22 protein-coding genes are annotated in these 20260 nt (G+C 71.9%); 11 read left to right on the top strand and 11 right to left on the bottom strand.

What is annotated here, in order from left to right; all coding sequences use genetic code 11:
• From ABD140_RS26890 to ABD140_RS26925, 8 genes are all read right to left on the bottom strand, one after another.
• Positions 1 to 229: hypothetical protein (locus ABD140_RS26890; RefSeq protein WP_425544153.1), on the bottom strand; the 229-nt coding region annotated here is incomplete at its 3' end.
• On the bottom strand, positions 226 to 549 hold the full coding sequence (gene nuoK, locus ABD140_RS26895; RefSeq protein WP_344243778.1) for an NADH-quinone oxidoreductase subunit NuoK: 324 nt from the start codon (positions 547 to 549) through the stop codon (positions 226 to 228). The genes nuoK and ABD140_RS26890, both read right to left, overlap by 4 nt.
• Positions 549 to 1049 (bottom strand): NADH-quinone oxidoreductase subunit J family protein, encoded by a 501-nt coding sequence (locus tag ABD140_RS26900; RefSeq protein WP_344243779.1) that lies wholly within the window; start codon positions 1047 to 1049, stop codon positions 549 to 551. Before ABD140_RS26900 ends, nuoK begins: the two co-directional genes overlap by 1 nt.
• Positions 1046 to 1519, bottom strand: coding sequence for a NuoI/complex I 23 kDa subunit family protein (locus ABD140_RS26905; RefSeq protein ID WP_344243780.1), 474 nt, complete (start codon positions 1517 to 1519; stop codon positions 1046 to 1048). The genes ABD140_RS26900 and ABD140_RS26905 overlap by 4 nt, the downstream gene beginning before the upstream one ends.
• Positions 1516 to 2460 carry a complex I subunit 1/NuoH family protein gene (locus ABD140_RS26910; protein WP_344243782.1) on the bottom strand — a complete coding sequence of 315 codons (945 nt, stop codon included), beginning with the start codon at positions 2458 to 2460 and terminating at the stop codon, positions 1516 to 1518. The genes ABD140_RS26905 and ABD140_RS26910 overlap by 4 nt, the downstream gene beginning before the upstream one ends.
• Positions 2453 to 3004 carry an NADH-quinone oxidoreductase subunit C gene (locus ABD140_RS26915; protein ID WP_344243784.1) on the bottom strand — a complete coding sequence of 184 codons (552 nt, stop codon included), beginning with the start codon at positions 3002 to 3004 and terminating at the stop codon, positions 2453 to 2455. The genes ABD140_RS26910 and ABD140_RS26915 overlap by 8 nt, the downstream gene beginning before the upstream one ends.
• Positions 2991 to 3764, bottom strand: a complete 774-nt coding sequence (locus tag ABD140_RS40205; RefSeq protein ID WP_425544154.1) for an NADH-quinone oxidoreductase subunit B — start codon at positions 3762 to 3764, stop codon at positions 2991 to 2993. Before ABD140_RS40205 ends, ABD140_RS26915 begins: the two co-directional genes overlap by 14 nt.
• Positions 3755 to 4126: an NADH-quinone oxidoreductase subunit A gene (locus tag ABD140_RS26925; protein ID WP_344243785.1), complete on the bottom strand. Its 372-nt coding sequence runs from the start codon at positions 4124 to 4126 to the stop codon at positions 3755 to 3757. Before ABD140_RS26925 ends, ABD140_RS40205 begins: the two co-directional genes overlap by 10 nt.
• A 121-nt stretch (positions 4127 to 4247) precedes the next feature.
• On the opposite strand from ABD140_RS26925, the gene ABD140_RS26930 reads away from it, so the two are divergent.
• From ABD140_RS26930 to ABD140_RS26960, 7 genes are all read left to right on the top strand, one after another.
• A complete protein-coding gene (locus ABD140_RS26930) occupies positions 4248 to 5657 on the top strand; it encodes a hypothetical protein (RefSeq protein ID WP_344243786.1) in 1410 nt (469 codons plus the stop codon).
• A gap of 272 nt (positions 5658 to 5929) precedes the next feature.
• Positions 5930 to 7768 carry a 2-oxoacid:acceptor oxidoreductase subunit alpha gene (locus tag ABD140_RS26935; protein WP_344243787.1) on the top strand — a complete coding sequence of 613 codons (1839 nt, stop codon included), beginning with the start codon at positions 5930 to 5932 and terminating at the stop codon, positions 7766 to 7768.
• A gap of 123 nt (positions 7769 to 7891) precedes the next feature.
• Entirely contained in the window at positions 7892 to 8920 is a 1029-nt protein-coding gene (locus ABD140_RS26940) for a 2-oxoacid:ferredoxin oxidoreductase subunit beta (protein WP_344243788.1), read from the top strand.
• An 81-nt stretch (positions 8921 to 9001) separates the two neighbouring features.
• Positions 9002 to 9508 (top strand): SecDF P1 head subdomain-containing protein, encoded by a 507-nt coding sequence (locus tag ABD140_RS26945; protein WP_344243789.1) that lies wholly within the window; start codon positions 9002 to 9004, stop codon positions 9506 to 9508.
• A gap of 63 nt (positions 9509 to 9571) precedes the next feature.
• Positions 9572 to 9757, top strand: a complete 186-nt coding sequence (locus ABD140_RS26950; RefSeq protein WP_344243790.1) for a hypothetical protein — start codon at positions 9572 to 9574, stop codon at positions 9755 to 9757.
• A 98-nt stretch (positions 9758 to 9855) separates the two neighbouring features.
• Positions 9856 to 12243, top strand: coding sequence for an alpha/beta fold hydrolase (locus ABD140_RS26955; protein ID WP_344243792.1), 2388 nt, complete (start codon positions 9856 to 9858; stop codon positions 12241 to 12243).
• Positions 12240 to 13061: an ABC transporter permease gene (locus ABD140_RS26960; RefSeq protein ID WP_344243793.1), complete on the top strand. Its 822-nt coding sequence runs from the start codon at positions 12240 to 12242 to the stop codon at positions 13059 to 13061. Before ABD140_RS26955 ends, ABD140_RS26960 begins: the two co-directional genes overlap by 4 nt.
• Before the next feature lie 404 nt (positions 13062 to 13465).
• Here the strand turns inward: ABD140_RS26960 and ABD140_RS40210 are convergent, their stop codons facing one another.
• Entirely contained in the window at positions 13466 to 13705 is a 240-nt protein-coding gene (locus ABD140_RS40210) for a DUF6980 family protein (RefSeq protein WP_425544155.1), read from the bottom strand.
• Positions 13706 to 13889: 184 nt separating this feature from the next.
• Between ABD140_RS40210 and ABD140_RS26965 the strand changes: the two genes are divergently transcribed.
• Both ABD140_RS26965 and ABD140_RS26970 read left to right on the top strand, forming a co-directional pair.
• Positions 13890 to 14378 carry a hypothetical protein gene (locus tag ABD140_RS26965; RefSeq protein ID WP_344243794.1) on the top strand — a complete coding sequence of 163 codons (489 nt, stop codon included), beginning with the start codon at positions 13890 to 13892 and terminating at the stop codon, positions 14376 to 14378.
• A 154-nt stretch (positions 14379 to 14532) separates the two neighbouring features.
• Complete coding sequence (locus tag ABD140_RS26970) at positions 14533 to 16773, top strand: esterase-like activity of phytase family protein (RefSeq protein WP_344243795.1); 2241 nt, start codon at positions 14533 to 14535, stop codon at positions 16771 to 16773.
• Here the strand turns inward: ABD140_RS26970 and ABD140_RS26975 are convergent.
• A complete protein-coding gene (locus tag ABD140_RS26975) occupies positions 16763 to 17986 on the bottom strand; it encodes an MFS transporter (protein ID WP_344243796.1) in 1224 nt (407 codons plus the stop codon). The two genes, ABD140_RS26970 and ABD140_RS26975, sit on opposite strands and share 11 nt — an antisense overlap.
• Complete coding sequence (locus tag ABD140_RS26980) at positions 17983 to 18423, bottom strand: carboxymuconolactone decarboxylase family protein (protein ID WP_344243798.1); 441 nt, start codon at positions 18421 to 18423, stop codon at positions 17983 to 17985. The genes ABD140_RS26975 and ABD140_RS26980 overlap by 4 nt, the downstream gene beginning before the upstream one ends.
• A gap of 47 nt (positions 18424 to 18470) precedes the next feature.
• On the opposite strand from ABD140_RS26980, the gene pdxR reads away from it, so the two are divergent.
• Both pdxR and ABD140_RS26990 read left to right on the top strand, forming a co-directional pair.
• Positions 18471 to 19862 (top strand): MocR-like pyridoxine biosynthesis transcription factor PdxR, encoded by a 1392-nt coding sequence (gene pdxR / locus ABD140_RS26985; protein WP_344243800.1) that lies wholly within the window; start codon positions 18471 to 18473, stop codon positions 19860 to 19862.
• Between the two features lie 148 nt (positions 19863 to 20010).
• Positions 20011 to 20211 (top strand): TM2 domain-containing protein, encoded by a 201-nt coding sequence (locus tag ABD140_RS26990; protein ID WP_344243801.1) that lies wholly within the window; start codon positions 20011 to 20013, stop codon positions 20209 to 20211.
• Positions 20212 to 20260 lie beyond the last annotated feature (49 nt).

A 20260-nucleotide genomic window follows, 5' to 3' on the forward strand; every position in this document is an offset into this window, starting at 1 on the left:
ACCCGGCGGGCGCCGCGCGCCCCTCGGCGGGCACCGGCTCCCCCGGCACCCCGGGGACGGCCTCCACGTGCTCCTCGACGCCCCGCGCCTCGGTCGGCGGCCCCGCGGGGCCGTCCTCGGTCCGCACGCCCCCCGCCACCAGGACGCGGGTGAGCCAGGGCCCGAGCAGCAGCCCGCACAGCGCCCCGAGGAAGGGCAGGACGACCGCCTGCGCGGCGAGGAGCGTCACCGTGCCTCCTGCTTCGTCTCCCGCAGGGTGTCCTGCCGGTCCACGTCGATGTTCTGCCGGTTGCGGTACAGCAGCAGCACGATCGCCAGGCCGAGCCCGACCTCGGCCGCGGCCACGACGATCGTGAAGAGGGTGAGCACCTGGCCGCCGTGCAGCGCGTCGCGCAGCCACACGTCGAACGCGACGAGGTTGAGGTTGACGGCGTTGAGCATCAGCTCGACCGACATCAGCACGAGGATCGCGTTGCGCCGCGCCAGGACCCCGTACACGCCGACGGAGAACAGCAGCGCCGAGAACACCACCGGATAGGCGACCGACATCAGCGCCCCCTCCCCTTGGACAGCACGATCGCCCCCACGAGGGCCGCGAGCAGGAGGACCGAGAGGACCTCGAACGGCAGGACCCACTCGCGGAAGATCGCCTCGCCGAGCGCGTCGCCGGAGCCTCCGCCGGGCTCCAGGTCGATCCGGGCGTCCTTGAAGCCGCGGACGAGCAGCGTCACCAGGACGGCGGCCGTGCCGACCGCCACGGCCAGGGCGGGCAGGCGGTTCCCGGAGTCCAGCCCCTCGCCCGGCCCGATGGGCGCGCGGGTCAGCATGATGCCGAACAGCAGCAGCACCACGATCGCGCCGACGTAGATGAGCACCTGCACCCAGGCGACGAACTCCGCGGTCAGCACCAGGTACATCCCGGCCAGCGCGCCGAACGTCACCACCAGCCACAGCGCCGCGTGGACGATCTGCCTGGTCGTCACGACCAGCACGCCCGCCCCCACGGCGACGGCGCCGAGCGCGGTGAACACGACTTCCGCTGTGGTCAACGCAGCTCCTTGGGCGGGTCGGCGTTGGGCTCGTGCGCCTGCGGCGGCGGCACCGTCCACATCCACTCGCGCAGCCGCTCCCGCTCGTGGGTCAGCTCGGCGATGTCGTAGGCGGCGTACTCGAACTCCGGCGACCAGAACAGCGCGTCGAACGGGCACACCTCGACGCAGATCCCGCAGTACATGCACAGCGAGTAGTCGATCGCGAAGCGGTCGAGGACGTTGCGCGAGCGGGGGCGCGCCGAGCCCTCCGCGGGCATCGTCTCCTTGTGGGAGTCGATGTAGATGCACCAGTCGGGGCATTCGCGGGCGCACAGCATGCAGACGGTGCAGTTCTCCTCGAACAGCGCGATCACGCCCCGGGAGCGGGGCGCCAGGTCCGGCGCCGCCTCCGGGTACTGGCGGGTCCCCGAACGCCTCATCATCGTCCGCAGGGTGACGGCCAATCCCTTGGCCAGGCCTGGTTTCACGCTCCGGTCACCACCTTCACCACACCGGTCAGCGCCAGCTGGCCCAGGGCGATCGGCACCAGGTACACCCAGGCCAGGCGCTGGAGCTGGTCCTCGCGCAGCCGGGGGAAGGCGACACGGAACCAGATCACCACGAACGCCAGCAGGAAGACCTTGATCAGGGTCCACAGGAAGCCGGGCAGCAGCGGTCCCTGCCAGCCGCCCAGGAAGAGCACGGTGGTCAGCGAGCAGACCACCAGGATCCCGGCGTACTCGGCGAGCAGGAAGAACGCGAACCGCAACCCGCCGTACTCGGTGTACGGGCCGAAGATGATCTCCGAGTCGGCGACCGGCATGTCGAACGGCGGCCGGCGCAGCTCGGCCAGGCCCGACAGGAAGAACACCGCGGCGGCCGGCGCCTGCCAGGCCAGCCACCACCACTGCCACGCCTCCGCGATGCCGCCGAGGTTCAGCGTGCCCGCGGCCATCGCCGCGGACGCCGCCGCCAGCACCATCGGCAGCTCGTAGGAGACCAGCTGGGCCGCCACGCGCATGCCGCCCAGCAGCGAGTACTTGTTGGCCGACGACCAGCCCGCCATGATCGAGCCGATCGCGCCGACGCCCATGACGGCCAGCGCGAAGAACAATCCGAGCGACAGATCCACCGCGACCTGTCCCGGCCCGACCGGGACCACCGCGAGCACCACCAGGTAGGGCACCAGCGCCACGCCCGGCGCCAGCAGGAAGATCCGCCGGTCGGCCGCGGCCGGGACGGTGTCCTCCTTCTGGGCGAACTTCACGCCGTCGGCCACCAGCTGCGCCCAGCCGTGGAAACCGCCCGCGTACATGGGGCCGAGCCGGCCCTGCATGTGCGCCATCACCTTGTGCTCGGCCTGGCCGATGACGAGCGGGAGGGTCAGGAAGGCGACGGTGACCAGCGCCAGGGCCACGACGTCACGCATTCGGCCCCCAGCCCTGCGGCACTCCCGGCGGGAGGTTCTTGCGCCGTGACGGCGCGCCGCCGCCCTCGCCCGGCTCCTTGGCCCCCGGCCACGCCTTGGCGACGCGGGCGGCCAGCACGAAGTCCTTGCGCAGCGGATGGCCCTCGAACCCGTCGGGCAGCAGCAGCGGCTTCAGGTCGGGGTGGCCCTCGAAGACCACGCCGAACATCTCGAACGTCTCGCGCTCGTGCCAGGCCGCGCCCCGGTACACCCCGACGGCCGAGGCCAGCACGGGCTCCGCGCGGGGCACCAGGGTGCGCAGCAGGAGGTGGTGGCGGCCTTCCAGGGAGTAGACGTGGGCGACGATCCGGAAACCGTCCTCCAGCTCGTCGACCCCGCTCAGCCAGTCGAAGAAGTCGCAGCCCAGGCCGTCCCGCGCGAACTCCAGCGCGTCCGTCCACAGCGCCGCGGGCACGTCGGCGACCGGCTGCCCGAAGGCGTCCTCGGTCGTGACCTCGGGCCCGAAGCGGCGGATGAGCTCCGCCTCCACCTCAGTCGTCGTCATCGGACATCCCCGGAATGATCGAGTAGTCCACGACCTCGTTCGGACGGGTGCCGCCGAGCCGGATCCGCTGCGTCCTGGCGGTGCTCGCCGCGCCTTCGGTGACCACCGTGCTCCCGGGCTCCCGCGGCTCCGGCTCGACCACGGGCATGCCCTGCGTGGGCAGGTCGGCCTCGGCCAGCATCTCGGGCACGGGCTGGAGCGGCCGCTGCAGCACGCTCGGCCGGTGCTCCCAGGAAGGCGGCTCCGCGGGCCCGGGGCCGGTGTAGCGCTCCCCGAGCGACTCGCCCGCGATCTTCTCCTGGAGCCGGACGATGCCGTGCAGCAGCGCCTCGGGCCGCGGCGGGCAGCCCGGCACGTACACGTCGACGGGGATGATCTGGTCGACGCCCTTGGTGACGCAGTACGAATCCCAGTACGGGCCGCCGCAGTTGGCGCACGACCCGAAGGAGATGACGTACTTCGGCTCCGGCATCTGCTCGTACAGGCGCTTGACGGCCGGCGCCATCTTGTCGGAGACCGTCCCCGACACCACCATGAGGTCGGCCTGGCGGGGGCCGGGCGCGAACGGGATGACGCCGAGGCGCATGAAGTCGTGGCGGGCCATCGAGGCGGCGATGAACTCGATCGCGCAGCAGGCGAGCCCGAAGTTGAAGACCCACAACGAGTAGCGGCGGCCCCAGTTGAGCACGAATTTGACCGGCTTGGGCGCCAGCCTGGACAGCGGTCCCACGGTCGGCTCGGGGAGGTCCACTACACCCATGTGAGCACCCCCTTCTTGTAGGCGTACAGCAGGCCCGTGGCCAGGAAGCCCAGGAAGACGAACATCTCCCCGAGCGTCACCGCCCCGTACCCCCGGGCGCTGAAGACGGTGGCCCAGGGGAACAGGAAGATCGCGTCCACCGCGAACACCACGTACAGGTACGTGAACACGTAATAGCGGACATGGGACTGGGCCCAGCCCTCCCCCACGGGATCGACGCCGCACTCGTAGGTGGTGAGCTTCTCGGGGGTGGGCCGGGAGGGCCGCAGCAGCCGGTTGGCCGTGAGCCCGCCCGCGACGATCCCGCCGCCGATGAGGAACAGGACGGCGACGAGAACATAGGAGCCGTAGTAGTCGCGCACCAGGGAAGCGTAATCCGTCGTGGGGAACCGCCGCCGCGCGTCTTGCGTCCGTCTTTACGGATCTAGGCGACAAACATAAGGTCTGTCCAGGAACGCAGGTAATACGGGGTGGTGCGGGTACATGGCGCAGGGATCTGACCAGCCGAATTGGCAGCCTCCCGGGCAGGACTGGAGCCCGCCCGGCCAGCCGCACGCCCCGCAGCCGGATCCGGCCGCCGGACCGGGACAGCCCGGACCGGGGCAGCCCCCCCAGGGCGGGCAGCCCCCGCAGGGGCCGCAGACGCCCCCGCCCCACTGGCACCAGCCGCCGCAGCAGGCCGGGTGGACGCCGCCGCCGTTCCAGGGGCCGGGCGGCCCGGGAGCGCCGGGCGGCCCCCCGCCGTTCGGCCAGCCCGGCTACGGCCAGCCGCCCGGCTTCGGGCAGCCCCCCGCGCAGCCGCCGAAGAGCGGCAAGGGCGCGCTGATCGCCGTCCTGAGCGCGGCCGTGGCGCTCGTCCTCGTTCTCGCCGTGGTCCTGATCGTCCTGCTCGGCGGCGAGGAGGAGAAGAAGGCGCTCACCCCGCAGCAGAAGTCCTCGCAGACCGTGACGAAGCTGAACTCCCTGCCGGGTCTGCGCTACACCGGGACGTACGACGCCTCCGGCACGTCCGTCCAGACCGACCTGACGGTGACCCGGGCCGGGACGGCGGCCGGGAGCCTGACGGTCGGCGGCGACGTCATCGACGCGATGCTCCTGGACGGCGACCTCTACGTGAAGGCGCCGCAGTCCTTCTGGCGCTCCCAGCGGGAGATCGGCGACGACGTCATAGACGACTTCGCCGACAAGTGGGCCAAGGCGCCCGACTCGCTGCGCGCCTTCGACATCCGCAAGCTGCTCCTGCCCGCCGCGCTCGGCCAATCCCTCCAGCAGGCCCGGCCGCTGGTGCCGCCGTCCGGCGCGCCGTCCACCGAGCCCGTCGCGGGCCGCCAGGCGATCGTCTTCGAGGGCGCCGGCGCCCAGTACTACGTCGCCGACGCCGCCCCCTACCAGCTGCTCAGGGTCAAGACGGGCGGTGCCCAGGTCTTCGACTTCGAGGTGGCCGAGCTCACCGCGGACGCCGTCAACACCCTCTACACCGAGCTGAAGGACAAGGTCCGCAACGGCCTCGCGGGCGCCCTCGACCCCGCCGCCTCGATCAAGCCCGTCTCGACGGTCGCCCGTTCGGACTGCAACGCCTCGGGCTGCACCATCGAGCGCAAGTTCAGCAACACCGGGCCGACCGCCACCGCCACCTACGTCGCCAAGATCTGGTCGGACAAGGCCGGCGACAAGGAACTGGGCCAGTGCACCCGGACGCTTTCCGTGCGCGCCGGCACCACCACGCTGGAGTGCCGGGTGACCAGCGGCACCTGGAAGTCGTGGGTGCGCGGGATCAAGCCGGGGAGCACCAGCCGCTACTACTTCAACTCCTGGCTGAAGGTCGAGTCGGTCTCCAAGAGCCGGGCCGAGACGCTGGCGGGCAAACTCGAGGCCGAACAGCAGGGCGCGTAAGTACCCCACCCTCGCGGTTCGGTACATTGGCCACGACCGATATCCAGGTCGGCGAGCGAACCGGAGGGCCGTGGTGATACGTCCTGTATCGCGGGGTCCTCACGACGCCGCCGGCCGGCTTGCAGAGGCTCACGGCGCAGGGTCTCAAAGCCTGGAACCGAGATGGATGAGCCATCTCGACTGGGTCGTACCATGAACACAAGCCCAAGTAGCCCTCCTGTCACAGGACCCTCACCTGGGACGAGGCTGCGCGTCGAGGAAGGTCTTCCTCTGTGACCAAACAGGTCCAGCAACTCGACCGCGTCATCATCCGCTTCGCCGGCGACTCCGGCGACGGCATGCAGTTGACCGGCGACCGCTTCACGGCGGAGACGGCCGAGTTCGGCAACGACATCTCCACGTTCCCGAACTACCCGGCCGAGATCCGCGCCCCCGCCGGAACCCTTCCGGGGGTCTCCAGCTTCCAGCTCCACTTCGCCGACCACGACATCCTGACGCCCGGTGACGCCCCCAACGTCCTGGTCGCCATGAACCCCGCGGCGTTGAAGGCCAACATCGGCGACCTGCCCAAGGGCGGCGATGTGATCGTCAACACCGACGAGTTCACCAAGCGCAACCTGGCCAAGGTGGGCTACGCGGCCAGCCCCGTCGAGGACGGCTCCATGGCCGACTACCGGGTGCACGCGCTGCCGCTGACCTCGATGACGGTCAAGGCGCTCGAGGACTTCGACCTGTCCAAGAAGGACGCCGAGCGGGCGAAGAACATGTTCGCGCTCGGCCTGCTGTCGTGGCTCTACCACCGCCCGGTGGAGAGCACGATCGCCTTCCTGGAGAAGAAGTTCGCGAAGAAGCCCGAGATCATGAAGGCCAACATCGCGGCCTTCCAGGCGGGCTGGAGCTTCGGCGAGACCACCGAGGACTTCGCGACGTCCTACGAGGTCAAGCCCGCGGCGCAGGAGCCGGGCCTGTACCGGCAGATCACGGGCAACACCGCGCTGGCCTGGGGCCTGGTGGCGGCCGGCGACCGCAGCGGCCTCGACCTGTTCCTGGGCTCGTACCCGATCACCCCGGCGTCCGACATCCTGCACGAGCTGTCGAAGTTCAAGAACTTCGGCGTGCGCACGTTCCAGGCCGAGGACGAGATCGCGGCGATCGGCGCGGCGCTGGGCGCCTCCTTCGGCGGCTCGCTGGGCCTGACCACGACCTCCGGACCGGGTGTGGCGCTCAAGGCCGAGACGATCGGCCTCGCGGTCGCCGTCGAGCTGCCGCTGCTGATCGTCAACGTGCAGCGCTCGGGCCCGTCCACGGGCCTGCCGACCAAGACCGAGCAGGCCGACCTCATGCAGGCGATGTTCGGCCGCAACGGCGAGTGCCCGGTGCCGATCATCGCGCCGCTGTCCCCGGCCGACTGCTTCTACGCGGCGGTCGAGGCGGCGCGGATCGCGGTCAAGTACCGCACCCCGGTGTTCATCCTGTCCGACGGCTACCTGGCCAACGGCTCCGAGCCGTGGAAGCTGCCCGAGGTCGAGGACCTGCCGGTGATCGAGGCGAACTTCGCCGAGCCGCTGCAGGAGGACTTCCAGCCGTTCAAGCGCGACCCCGAGACCCTGGCCCGCCCCTGGGCCGTCCCGGGCACCGCGGGCCTGGAGCACCGGATCGGCGGCCTGGAGAAGGCCGACGGCTCCGGCAACATCTCCTACGACCCCGACAACCACGACCTGATGACCCGGCTCCGCCAGGCCAAGGTCGACGGCATCGCGAACGACGTCGAGCCGCTGCGCGTCGACGACCCGGACGGCGACGCCCGCGTGCTGGTGCTCGGCTGGGGCGGCACGTACGGCGCGATCTCCGCCGCCGTGCGGCGCGTCCGCAAGGCCGGCGGCAGGGTCGCCCAGGCGCACGTGCGCCACCTCAACCCGTTCCCCGCGAACATGGAAGAGGTCCTGAAGTCCTACGACAAGGTGATCGTGCCCGAGATCAACCTCGGACAGCTCGCCACCCTCCTGCGCGCCAAGTACCTGATCGACGTGGTCGGCTACAACCGCGTGCGCGGCCTGCCGTTCAAGGCCGAAGAGCTCGCCGACGTGATCCGGGATGTGATGAACGGATGACTCAGAGTAGTAGTAGGGTTGACGTTGACCGTCGCACCCTGCTCCCCGCGCAGGCGGGGGTGTTCCGGACTTCAAGACGGACCACGAGGTTCGGTGTTGCTGATTCGAGGGGTGTGACGGTCCATGAATGAAGCGTTGGCGCTCGTTCCGAAGTCCGACGTGAAACTGTCGGCTCGCGACTTCAAGACCGACCAGGAGGTCCGCTGGTGCCCCGGCTGCGGTGACTACGCCATCCTCGCCGCGGTGCAGGGCTTCATGCCCGAGCTGGGGATCAAGCGCGAGAACACCGTGTTCATCTCGGGCATCGGCTGCTCCTCGCGGTTCCCGTACTACATGAACACCTACGGGTTCCACTCGATCCACGGGCGCGCCCCGGCGATCGCGACCGGGCTGGCCTCGGCCCGCCAGGACCTGTCGGTGTGGGTGATCACCGGTGACGGCGACTCGCTGTCCATCGGCGGCAACCACCTGATCCACGCGCTGCGCCGCAACGTCAACATCAAGATCCTGCTGTTCAACAACCGGATCTACGGTCTGACCAAGGGCCAGTACTCGCCCACCTCGGAGGCCGGCAAGGTCACCAAGTCCTCGCCGATGGGCTCGCTGGACCACCCCTTCAACCCGATCTCCCTGGCGATCGGCGCGGAGGGCGCGTTCGTGGCCCGCACGCTCGACTCCGACCGCCAGCACCTGCAGTCGGTGCTGCGGCAGGCGGCCGAGCACCAGGGCGCGGCGCTGGTGGAGATCTACCAGAACTGCAACATCTTCAACGACGGCGCCTACGAGCCGCTGAAGGACGCCGACCAGCGGGACGACATCACCGTCCGGCTGGAGCACGGCCAGCCGATCGTCTTCGGCAAGGACCGCGACAAGGCGCTGATCCAGGACGGCTTCGGCTTCCGGGTCGGCGCCCCGACGGACCCGGGCGTCATCGTGCACGACGCCCACGACCCGGACCCGTCGCTGGCGTTCGCGCTGTCGCGGCTGGACCAGCCGGCGTTCACGCACGTGCCGATCGGCGTGTTCCGCTCGGCGCCGCGCCCGTCCTACGACTCGCTGCTCAACGAGCAGGTGAACGAGGCCAAGGACAAGCAGGGCCGCGGCGACCTCGCCGCCCTCCTGTGCAGCGGCGACACCTGGCGCATCGACTAGGCGCGCGCTCGTCGGGAAGGGTCCGGACCCCGTGTCCGGGCCCTTCCCGCTTTCCGGCGATCTTTCTGCGAGACTGGCGGGGTGCGCAGACAGCCGAAGACCACGCTGCTGGCCGCGATCCTCGTCATCGGGCTGTGCTCCGCCGCGGTGGCGGTGAGCGGCGTCCTCGTCGCGGCGGCACGCCAGAGCCGGGTCGAGCTGGCCGCGCCGCTGCTGCTCTATCCGGTCGCGCAGCGGACGAACGGCGCCTGCCCGGCCGGCACCCGGGGCATCACCGGGCCCGAGCCCGCCTGCTACCAGGTCACCGAGGGCATCGTCATCCGCAGGGTGGGCGGGACCGAGGTGCGGGAGCTGCGGGACGGCAGCCACGGGGTGTCCCTCCGGCTGGTGGGCCCCGACCGCGCGGCGTTCGCCGACCTCACCCGGGCGCAGCGGGGCAGGCAGATCGCCGTGGTGATCGGCGACCAGGTGATCACCGCGCCCTGGGTGGACGCTCCGATCACCGGCGGCGAGGTGCTCATCACCGGCCGGTTCACCCGCGCCGACGCGCAGAAGCTGGTGGGCGACCTCACCGGCGGCCGGAGCTGATCCCACCGCAACGCTGAACTCCCCTTGGGCTTGCCGGGTGATCTTTCCTGGCATATCCCCGTCGTGGAGCACATCATCGACGACGAGAACGACCTCGGGCTGCTCAGCGAGGTCGGCGAGGAGGCGCAGGCCGACGCTCCGGTCCTGCGCGCCATGGCCGCGGTGGCGGCGGGCGGCCTGCTGGCCGCCGTTCTGGGCCTGGCGGGGCTGCGGGTCGTGCGGCGCGGGTGGTCGCGGCGCCGGCGGTGAAGCGGGCGGTCGCGGCGCCGGCGGTGAACACGGCGCGGCGGTGACCGGACGGTTCTCTTGATCTCCGGCTTACGGGTCACTCGCGTACGATCTCCGCCATGAGGCGGCGATGGGTCGCGGGCGCGGCCGCGGTCGGCGTGCTCGCTGCGGGCGGGGGTTTCGTCCTCTCCGAGGACGGCGAACCCGCCGTCCGGCGGGAGGCGGTGCGGATCCCGGTCGTCGACGGGCCGAAGGACGACCAGAAGGTGACGCTGGACGCGACCTTCTACCGGCCCGTCGGGGTGGCGAAGGCGCCGGCGGTGCTGCTGGCGCACGGGTTCGGCGGCAGCAAGGACTCCCAGGCGGGGGAGGCGCGGCGGCTCGCCCGCGAGGGTTACGCGGTGCTGACGTGGTCGGCGCGGGGCTTCGGGCGCTCCGAGGGGCAGATCGCGCTGAACTCCCCCGACTACGAGGTCAAGGACACCCGGCAGCTGATCGACTGGCTGGCGAAGCGGCCCGAGGTGCGGCTGGACGGGGAGGGCGACCCCCGCGTCGGCATGGCGGGGCCCTCCTACGGCGGCGCGATCTCGTTGCTGACGGCGGCCTACGACGGGCGCGTCGACGCGATCGTCCCGTCCATCACCTGGCACGACCTGTCGCAGTCGCTGATGCCCGGCGGGGTGTTCAAGAAGTTGTGGGCGGGCCTGTTCTTCACGGGCGAGTCCGACGGATCCACAGCCTGTGGACGGTTCCTGCCGTCCGTCTGCGAGATGTACCAGGAGGTCGCGCAGACGGGGCGCCCCACGGACGAGGCGTGGAATCTCCTCCGTGCGTCCTCGCCCGCGACCGCGCCGCCCGTCAAGGCGCCGATGCTGCTCGTCCAGGGGCAGAACGACTCGCTGTTCCCGCTGGACCAGGCCGACCAGAACGCTCGGGCGGCCCAGGGGCCCGTCTCCGTCGTCTGGTTCCAGGGCGGCCATGACGGGGGCGAGCAGGAGACCGGGCGGCTCTCCGGGCTGACGTCCGACTGGTTCGACCACTACCTCAAGGGCGAGCAGGACGTCGTGCTGCCGCCCGCCTTCACCGTCACGCGGGGCGGCGGGGTCGACTCCCGCAACGGGAGGCGCGCGATCTCGGCCGCCACCTCCGCCGCCTATCCCGGGCTGGAGAACGCCGCGCGGGAGCTGCCTTTGGAGGGCGGCGAGCAGACCGTGCAGAATCCGGCGGGCGGGGTGCCCGCCTCCATCACGGCGCTGCCCGGCCTGGGCGCACTGAGCGCGCTGAGCTCCCTGGGCGGGGTGCCCGGACTGGACATGGCCGGGCAGAACGCGGCCTTCACCACCGAGCCGCTGGACGCGGCACTGCGGGTGACGGGCACGCCCCGGGTGCGGATCAGGACCGACCGCGAGGCGACGCTCTTCGCCAAGCTCTACGACGTCGCCCCCGACGGCGGCGCGACCCTCGCCCGGCGGCTCGCGACGCCCGTCCGTGTCGACGGCGAGGCCGAGGTCGTCCTGCCCGCGCTGGACCACGAGTTCAGCCGGGGGCACCGGCTCCGGGTCGTGCTCTCCACCACCGACTACGGGTTCGCGGGGCCGGCCGAGCCGCTGACATACGAGATCTCGGCGGTCTCCGGGCTGTCCGTGCCGTCCGTGCCCGGCCTGTCCGCGCCGGTGCGGCGGCCGCCCCTGTGGGTGTGGATCGCGCCGGTCGTCGCGCTGGCCGTGGCCGCGGGGCTGCTGGCGCGGCGGCCGCGCAGGGCCGACGACGACTTCGACGAGGCGTCCGCCGACGTGCCGTTGCGGATCACGGGGCTCACCAAGACCTACCGCAACGGCTACAAGGCCGTGGACGACCTGTCGTTCCGGGTCGAGAAGGGCCAGGTCCTCGGGCTGCTCGGGCCCAACGGCGCGGGCAAGACCACCACTCTGCGCATGCTCATGGGGCTGATCCACCCCGACGGCGGGCAGATCCGGATCTTCGGCCACCGGGTGGGGCCCGGCGCGCCGGTCCTGGCCCGGCTCGGCTCGTTCGTCGAGGGGCCCGGGTTCCTGCCGCACCTGTCGGGGCGCGACAACCTGGAGCTGTACTGGCGGGCCACCGGGCGTCCGGCCGCCGACTCCCACATGGCGGAGGCGCTGGAGGTCGCCGCGCTCACCGACGAGGCGCTGGCGCGGCCCGTCCGCACCTACTCGCAGGGCATGCGGCAGCGGCTGGCGATCGCCCAGGCGATGCTCGGGCTGCCCGACCTGCTGGTGCTCGACGAGCCCACCAACGGGCTCGACCCGCCGCAGATCCGGCAGATGCGCGAGGTGCTCGTCCGGTACGCCGAGAGGGGGCGGACGGTCATCGTCTCCAGCCACCTGCTCAGCGAGGTCGAGCAGACCTGCGACCGGGTCGTGGTGATGACGCGCGGGCGCAAGGTCGCCGACGGGCCGGTCGCCGAGATCGTCGGCGGGCGGGGCCTGGAGGACGTCTTCCTGGAGATCATCGGGAGTGGGACATGAGCGGGCCGCTGCCGCTGCGGGTCGAGGCCGTCCGGCAGTTCCGCCGCCGACGGACCCTGGTCACCTTCGGGCTGCTGCTGCTCCTGCCGTGGATCCTGGTACTGGCCTTCCAGTTCGGCGGGGATGGCGGGGACGAAACGGACGGGCGGATGAGCCTGGCCGACGTGGCGACCACCGGCGGGCTGAACTTCGCGCTGTTCTCCCTGTTCGTCTCCACCGGGTTCCTGCTGGTGGTCACCGTGGCGCTCTTCTGCGGCGACACCGTGGCCAGCGAGGCGGGCTGGTCCTCGCTGCGGTACCTGCTGGCCGCGCCCGTGCCGCGCGACAGGCTGCTGCGGCAGAAGCTGGTCGTCGCGCTGGGGTACGCCGCGGCGGCCGTGCTGACGCTGCCGCTGATGTCGCTGCTGGCCGGGACGCTGGTGTTCGGCTGGTCCGACATCACCCTGCCGACCGGCGGCACCTTCCCCGCCAGCGCCGCCTTCGAGCGGATGGCGATCATCGTCGGCTACTCGCTCGTCGCCCAGCTCGTCGTGGCGGCGCTGGCGTTCCTGCTGTCGGTGCTGACCGACTCGCCCCTGGGCGCGGTCGGCGGCGCCGTCGGCCTGGTGATCGTCAGCAACATGCTGGACGCGGTGACCGCGCTGGGCGACTGGCGCGACCTGCTGCCGACCCGCTTCAGCTACGCCTGGATGGACGCCCTGCAGCCGGACATCTCCTGGAACGGCATGATCCAGGGCGCCGCGTTGTCGATCTCCTACGCCGTGGTGCTCTTCGCACTGGCGTTCCGCCGCTTCCGGGCCAAGGACGTCACGTCCTGAGACCGCCGTCCCCGGGGCTGTGGGCGCCCCGGGGACGGCCAATTGGTTTGGAACGTTTTTTCCCGCTTCACCCTGGGTATTCCCCGAGGAAGCCCGGGAGGGTCACCGCCGATCCCCCATACCGGCTCCCAGCCCCGCAAGCGTGTCGTTTCGAAGTGGATGCGACCTGACCCCAAGACACCATACGATCGCTCCGAGTGAAGCCAGCACCGGAAAATCGGATGAACGACCACCTGACGTCGCATAAGCTCACCAGAACCTGGCGGTTCTCCCGCCTCAGGTGACGATTCCGGCGGTTCACCGCCGCCGGATGAGGGGAGATGATCGAAATGGCACGACAGCAGCAGATCGTCAAGCTTCCACGGGTGCCGCGCAAGCCCCAGTCCCTGGACCTGCGCACTCCCTCAGGCCGGATCCTTCCCTACTGATGACCGGACGGCCTCCCCGAGGCCGGCCAGCCGAGTCCCGCACCACGGGCAGAAGGCGATCGGCACCGCCATCCGCCCCTCACCCCGCACGACCAGACCCCACACGCCGAACTCCGCCGAGTGCACCACCAGGCGGTCCGGACACAGGTACGGATCGTCGTGCCGAGGGCAGCCCCGCTCCAGCTGAGCCCGCATGCGCTCGCAACAGATCCGCATCCCCCGACCCTACTTCAGCCCCTTCCGAGCCGCCGCGCCAGCCCCCGCCCGTCCGGAGAGGCCCGGCGCCCGCCGGAGACCGTCCCGTCAGGGGACCGGCCGCCCGCGCTCCCCGAGCCCCGGCCGCCGGTCCCGCGGGGAACCGCCGGGCGCGCGGCCGCGTCCCACCGGCATGAGCTGGATCGTGACGATCTTGCCCCTCGCCGGAGTCGCCCTGGGATCCCTGGGCACCCTGGTCGGCCAGTACCTGTCCACGCGTGGAGACACCCGCCGCGAACGGCGGGAGCAGCAGAACGCGCAGCGCACGGAGCGCAAAGAGGCGATCCTGGAGTTCCTCTCGGCGGCCCAGCGCGCGGAGTTCACCGCCGACGAGATCACGTCCGGAGGCGCCCCGGAGGAAGCGGAGATCCGGGAGCGGATCCACGCCCTCTGGCTGGCCAAGAAACTGCCCGAGCTCGTCTGCTCGCCCGAGACCGCCCAGGCCGCCCACGACTACACCCTCGCCCTGCACACGCTGCTGCGCGGCGACCCGCCCCCTGAGGGCGCTCCCGCCAAGAGCGAGCGCCGCCACGCCTTCCTGGAGTCCGCACGCCGGGAGCTCGGCACCGCGAGTGCCCCGCTGAGACGGAGCCTCGACCCCCATGAACCCCCTCCGGCGATCTCCGACCGCTGATCCCTCTCTCCGCGCCGCCCGGAGGAGCGTCTCCGACGCCCCGCGGAGGCGGAGTCTCCCAGCGGGCTTCAGACGGGGGCCGTCCGGTGTTCATCCGCTCGTTCCGGGCCGCTGCGAGGGTCGGTGGCGGATGGAGAACGAAGCGGGAGAAGTGATGCGACGACGTGTGCGGTGGACCGCCGGGCTGGCGGCGGGGGCCGTGGTGTTCGCCGGGATGTCCGGGATGGCGACGGCCGGGGCCGGTCCGGAGGGCCGGCTGTTCCAGCGGCTCGCGACCTACCCCGTGCACCAGAACGGCGGCGGTGACGGAGAGGCCGTCGCGGAGATCAGCGCGGTCAGCCGGGACGGGCGGACGCTGGTCTACACCGACGCGCCCGGGAAGCGCGTCGGTTTCCTGGACCTGAGCGTCCCCGACCGGCCCAGGGGGCTGGGGACGCTGAGCCTGGGGGACGCCGAGCCGACGTCGGTGGCCGTCGTGGGGGCGTACGCGCTGGTCGTCATCGACACGAGCGAGAGCCACACCCGGCCTTCCGGGCGGATCGCCGTGATCCGGATCAAGGACAGGAAGACCGTCCGGAGCATCGAGTTGGGCGGGCAGCCGGACTCGATCGCGGTGGCGGAGCGATACGCGGCCGTCGCCATCGAGAACGAGCGGGACGAGGAGGCGACCCCGGCCGGAGGCCAGGAGGGGGACCTCCCGCAGGCGCCCGCCGGATTCCTGCAGATCCTCGACCTCAAGGACGCGGACCCGGCCCGGTGGGGGCTGCGGAAGGTCGCGTTCACCCGGGCCGACGGGAGCGCGCTGCCCGCGTTCATCGAGGCCGGGCTGGACACCCCGCAGGACCCCGAACCCGAGTACGTGACGATCAACGGACGGGGCAAGGTCGCCGTCACACTCCAGGAGAACAACGGCGTCGCCATCGTCGATCTGCGCACCGGGCGTATCGAGCGTGTCTTCTCCGCAGGCAGCGTCACCGTGACGGGCGTCGACACCGAAGAGGACGGCGAGATCTCGCTCACGGGCACCGTCGAGGACGTCCCCCGCGAGCCCGACGCGATCTCCTGGATCGACGACCGTACGCTGGCCACCGCCAACGAGGGCGACTGGAAGGGCGGCAGCCGCGGCTGGACGGTGTTCGACGACCGCGGGAACGTCCTCTGGGACGCGGGGAACACCTTCGAGCACCTGGCCGTCCGGTACGGGCACCACAACGACGACCGTGCCGGCAACAAGGGCAGCGAGCCCGAAGGCCTCACCGTCGCCACCTACAAGGGCCGCCGCTACGCCTTCGTCGGCTCGGAGCGGTCGAACTTCGTCGCCGTGTACGACGTGGAGCGCCCGTCTCAGCCGCGGTTCGTGCAGTTCCTGCCGACCAACGCCGGGCCCGAGGGCCTGCTGGCGGTGCCTTCACGCGGCATGTTCATCGTCTCCAGCGAGACGGACGACGCCTCCGCGGGACTGCGGGCGGGCGTCCAGGTCTTCCGGCTCGGCAAGCCGGAGGTTCCCGGCCTGACTTCCGCGTCCCAGAACGGGTCGCCAATCGGCTGGGGCGCCCTGTCGGGGCTCTCCTCCATCCCCGGCAGCCGCGACGGCCTGTACGGCGTCTGGGACTCCGCCTACAAGCCCACCAAGGTCTTCACGATCGACACGGGCGAGAAGCCCGCGACGATCACCAGGGCGCTGACCGTCACCAAGGATGGAGCTCCCGCCTCCTACGACGCCGAGGGCATCGCCGCCCGCCCCGGAGGCGGCTTCTGGCTCGCCTCCGAGGGCGCCAAGGGGCCGGACAACCGGCTCGTGCGCCTCGACGCCTCCGGTGCCGTCCGGCAGGAGATCGCGCTGCCCGCCGACCTCGCCTCCCGGCTCGGCTCCCAGGGCCTCGAAGGCGTCACCGTCGCGGGCTCCGGCACCTCCGAACAGGTCTGGGTGACCCTCCAGCGCCCCCTCGCCGGCGACCCGGCGAACGTCGTCCGCCTCGGCCGCTACACGCCCGCCACCGGCGCGTGGGCGTGGTTCGGCTACCCGATCGAGCCCTCGGCGAGCACCGCGAACTGGAACGGCCTGTCCGAGATCACCCACGTCGACGGCCGCCTCCTGCTGGTCGAGCGCGACAAGGCGTCCGGCCCCGCCGCCGCCCACAAGAAGGTCTACGCGGTCGACCCGCCCGCCAAGGCGCCCGGCGCGGGCCTGCCCGTCCTCACCAAGCGCTCGGCCCGCGACCTCCTGCCCGACCTGCGCGGCCTCGGCGGCTGGACCCAGGAGAAGGTCGAGGGCCTGGGCGTCACCGGCTCCGGCCGCGTCTGGATCGCCACCGACAACGACGCGGTGAACGACGCCACCGGCGAGACGGTCTTCTTCTCCCCCGGCACGGTGAGGTCCGCCTTCAGGCGCTGACCTCCCTTCCCCGGCCCCCGCCCCCTCTCCCTCGGGCGGGGGCCTTCCCCTTCCCCGGCAGGCCGACCAGGAACAGGGTGAAGGCGCACAGTGCCCCGCCGAGCCACAGCGGAGCGCCGGCCGCCGAGGAGTCGAAGGCGAAGCCGCCGAACAGCGCTCCGAGGGAGATCGACAGGTTGAACACCGAGACGAAGAGGGACGACGCGGCTTCCCGGGCGTCGGGAGCCGCCCGGTTCATCCATGTCTGGAGCGTCACCGGCACGGCTCCGTAAGCCAGGCCCCACAGCGCCAGGAGCGCCGCGGTCCGGGCCGTGCCGCCGGGCGGCAGCGCCATCAGGGCCATCACCGCGGTGAAGGCCGCGGCGACGCCGGTGACGGTGCGCCGCAGGTGCCATGACACCAGGGCTCCGGCGACGAAGTTCCCCAGGAGCCCCGCAACGCCGAACACCAGCAGGAACACGCTGATCATGCCCTCGTCGACGCCGTCGCCCTGAAGGATCGGGCGGACGAACGTGTAGGCGGCGAAGTGCCCGGTGATCAGGAGGAACGCCATGCCGAGTCCGATCCGGACACCGGCGTTGCCGCGGAACAGGGCCGGCAGGTCCGCCAGGGCGACCGACCGTTCGGCGGGGAGCTCCGGCAGCAGGAACAGCAGGAAGAGCAGCGCGGCGAGGCCGAGGACGCCGACCGCCGCGAAGGCCGTGCGCCAGCCGCCGAGCTCGCCCAGCAGGGTGCCGGTCGGCACGCCCAGGACCGAGGCGGTCTCGACGCCGCCGAAGATCACCGCGGTGGCCCGGCCGACGTGCCGCTCGGGCACCAGCCGCAGCGCGATGCCCCCGGCTATCGACCAGAAGCCGCCGACGCTGACGCCGATCAGGAAGCGCGCCGCCAGGACGACCGCGAAGTCCGTCGCGAACGCCGAAGCCAGGTTGGCCGCGCCCATCAGGCCGATCAGGACGACCAGCACCAGCCTCCGGTCCACCCGGCCGGTGGCCACGGTGACCAGCGGCGCCGAGAACGCCGCGACCAGGCCGGGGACGGTCACCATCAGGCCGGCCGTCCCCGGCGAGACGTCCAGTGCGTCGCCGACCGGGGTGAGCAGCCCGACGGGCAGCAGCTCGGACGTCATCAGGGCGAAGATGCCCAGCGTCACCGCGGCGACGGCGAGCCAGCCCTTCAGCGCCGAGCGGCCGTCCCGAAGGTCGGCGGTCACTCGGTGCCCAGGGTCTTGCGGGTGGTGACGTTCATCCGGTTCCAGGTGTTGGCGGTGAAGATCACCGCGATGATCTGGGCCAGTTCCCGCTCGGGGAAGTGCGCGGCGGCACGGTCGTACACCGCGTCGGAGACGCCGCCCGGCAGCAGGGTGACGGCCTCGGTGAGGGCCAGGGCGGCGCGCTCGCGCTCGGTGAAGACCGGCGAGTCCTCCCAGGCGCCGAGCTGGTGGATCCGCTCCTCGGTCTCTCCCGCCTTGCGGGCGTCCTTCGTGTGGTAGTCGATGCAGTAGGCGCACCGGTTGAGCTGCGACGTCCGGATCTGCACCAGCTCGACGAGGATCGGGTCGAGCCCCTTGCGCGCCGCCGCGTCCAGGGCGTAGACGGCCTTGAAGACCTGGGGGGCGGTGGTCGTGAAGTTCATGCGCTGACTGGTCATGATCACAACCCTAGGAGCGTGAGAAGCCGGGAGTATGGTGCATTTCCATGGCAGAAACATGGGTCAATCAGGCGGGCGGCGATCTGCATCTGGAGCTGCGGGGAGCGGGCGGCAACCGTGCGCGCCTCATGGACGCGCTGCGCGAGGCCATCCGCTCGGGGCGGCTGCTCCCCGGCACCCTGCTGCCCCCCTACCGCTCCCTCGCCGTGGACCTCGGCATCGCCCGCAACACCGTCGCCGAGGCCTACTCCGAGCTCGTCGCCGAGGGGTGGCTGACCGCGCGCCAGGGCTCCGGCACCCGCGTCGCGCGGCGCGCCGCCCCGCTCCGGCGGGAGGGGCCGCGCGCGTCGGCGGCCGCGCCCGTCCGGCCCCGCCACGATCTGCGGCCCAGCTCGCCGGACGCGTCGGCCTTCCCGCGCTCGGCCTGGCTGGCCTCGGCCCGGCGGGCGCTGACCGCGGCGCCGAGCGAGGCGTTCGGCGTGGGCGACCCGCGCGGCCGCGTCGAACTGCGCCGGACGCTGGCCGAATACCTCGCCCGCGCCCGCGGCGTGCGCACGGACCCCGAGCTGATCGTCGTCTGCTCGGGATTCGCCCACGCGCTGCGGCTGCTGGGGCGGGTCCTGCCCGGCCCGGTGGCGGTCGAGTCGTACGGGCTGGCCTTCCACCGCGGGATCCTGGCCGAGGCGGGCGTCCGCACCGTGCCCCTGGCCATCGACGAGCACGGCGCCCGGGTCGGCGACCTCCCGGAGACCGGCGCGGACACCGTGCTGCTCACCCCCGCCCACCAGTACCCGACCGGCGGCCCCCTGCACCCCGAACGCAGGGCCGCGGCCGTCGACCGGGCGCGCGCCACCGGAGGGCTGATCCTGGAGGACGACTACGACGGCGAGTTCCGCTACGACCGCCAGCCCGTCGGCGCCGTCCAGAACCTGGACCCCGACCACGTGGTCTACCTGGGCTCGGCCAGCAAGAGCCTCTCCCCCGCGCTGCGCCTGGGCTGGATGGTCCTGCCCGACCGCCTGGTCGACGGCGTCACGGCCGCCAAGGGCGAGCGCGAGCCCTTCTCCAGCGCCCTGGACCAGCTCACCCTCGCCGACTTCATCGCGTCCGGCTCCTACGACCGGCACCTGCGCCGCATGCGCCAGATCTACCGCCACCGCCGCGACCGGCTCGTCTCCGCCCTCGCCGAGCACGCCCCGCACATCCGCGCCACCGGCATCGCCGCCGGCCTCCACGCCGTCCTCGACCTCCCGCCCGGCACCGAGGCCGCCACCCTGGCCCGCGCCGCCCGGCACGGCCTGGCCCTGGACCCCCTGTCCCCCTACCGCCACCCCGACAGCCCCATGCCGCCCCGCGACGGCCTGGTCGTCGGCTACGGCACCCCGCCCGAGCACGCCTTCCCCGCCGCCCTGGACGCCCTCTGCCACTGCCTTCCGTGATTTCTCCGCCCGATAATCGACCTGTGTCAGGCGACACATTAATCGGAGAATTGTCAATTCACTTCCCTAAAGGGCCGCGAAGAACGGTCGCCGCTGCTAAAGTCCCGACCATTGATCTTCCCAATCCCCCCTTTGGAAGGACTTTTCCATGCCCAGATCACGGTCGACCGCCGCCCTCCTCTGCTTCTTCCTCGGCGTTCTGGGCGTCCACCGCTTCTACGTGGGAAAGACCGGCACCGGCCTGCTCCAGCTGTGCACCTGCGGCGGCGCGGGCGTCTGGGCCCTCATCGACTTCATCGTGATCCTGACCGGCGGCTTCCGGGACAAGGAAGAACGCCCCCTGGTCTGATCCGCCTTTTTCCGGAACCCGGGAATCACCGCTTCCCGATTCGGCCGGC

Source organism: Actinocorallia libanotica (assembly GCF_039525175.1).
GTDB classification, from domain to species: Bacteria; Actinomycetota; Actinomycetes; order Streptosporangiales; family Streptosporangiaceae; genus Actinocorallia; species Actinocorallia libanotica.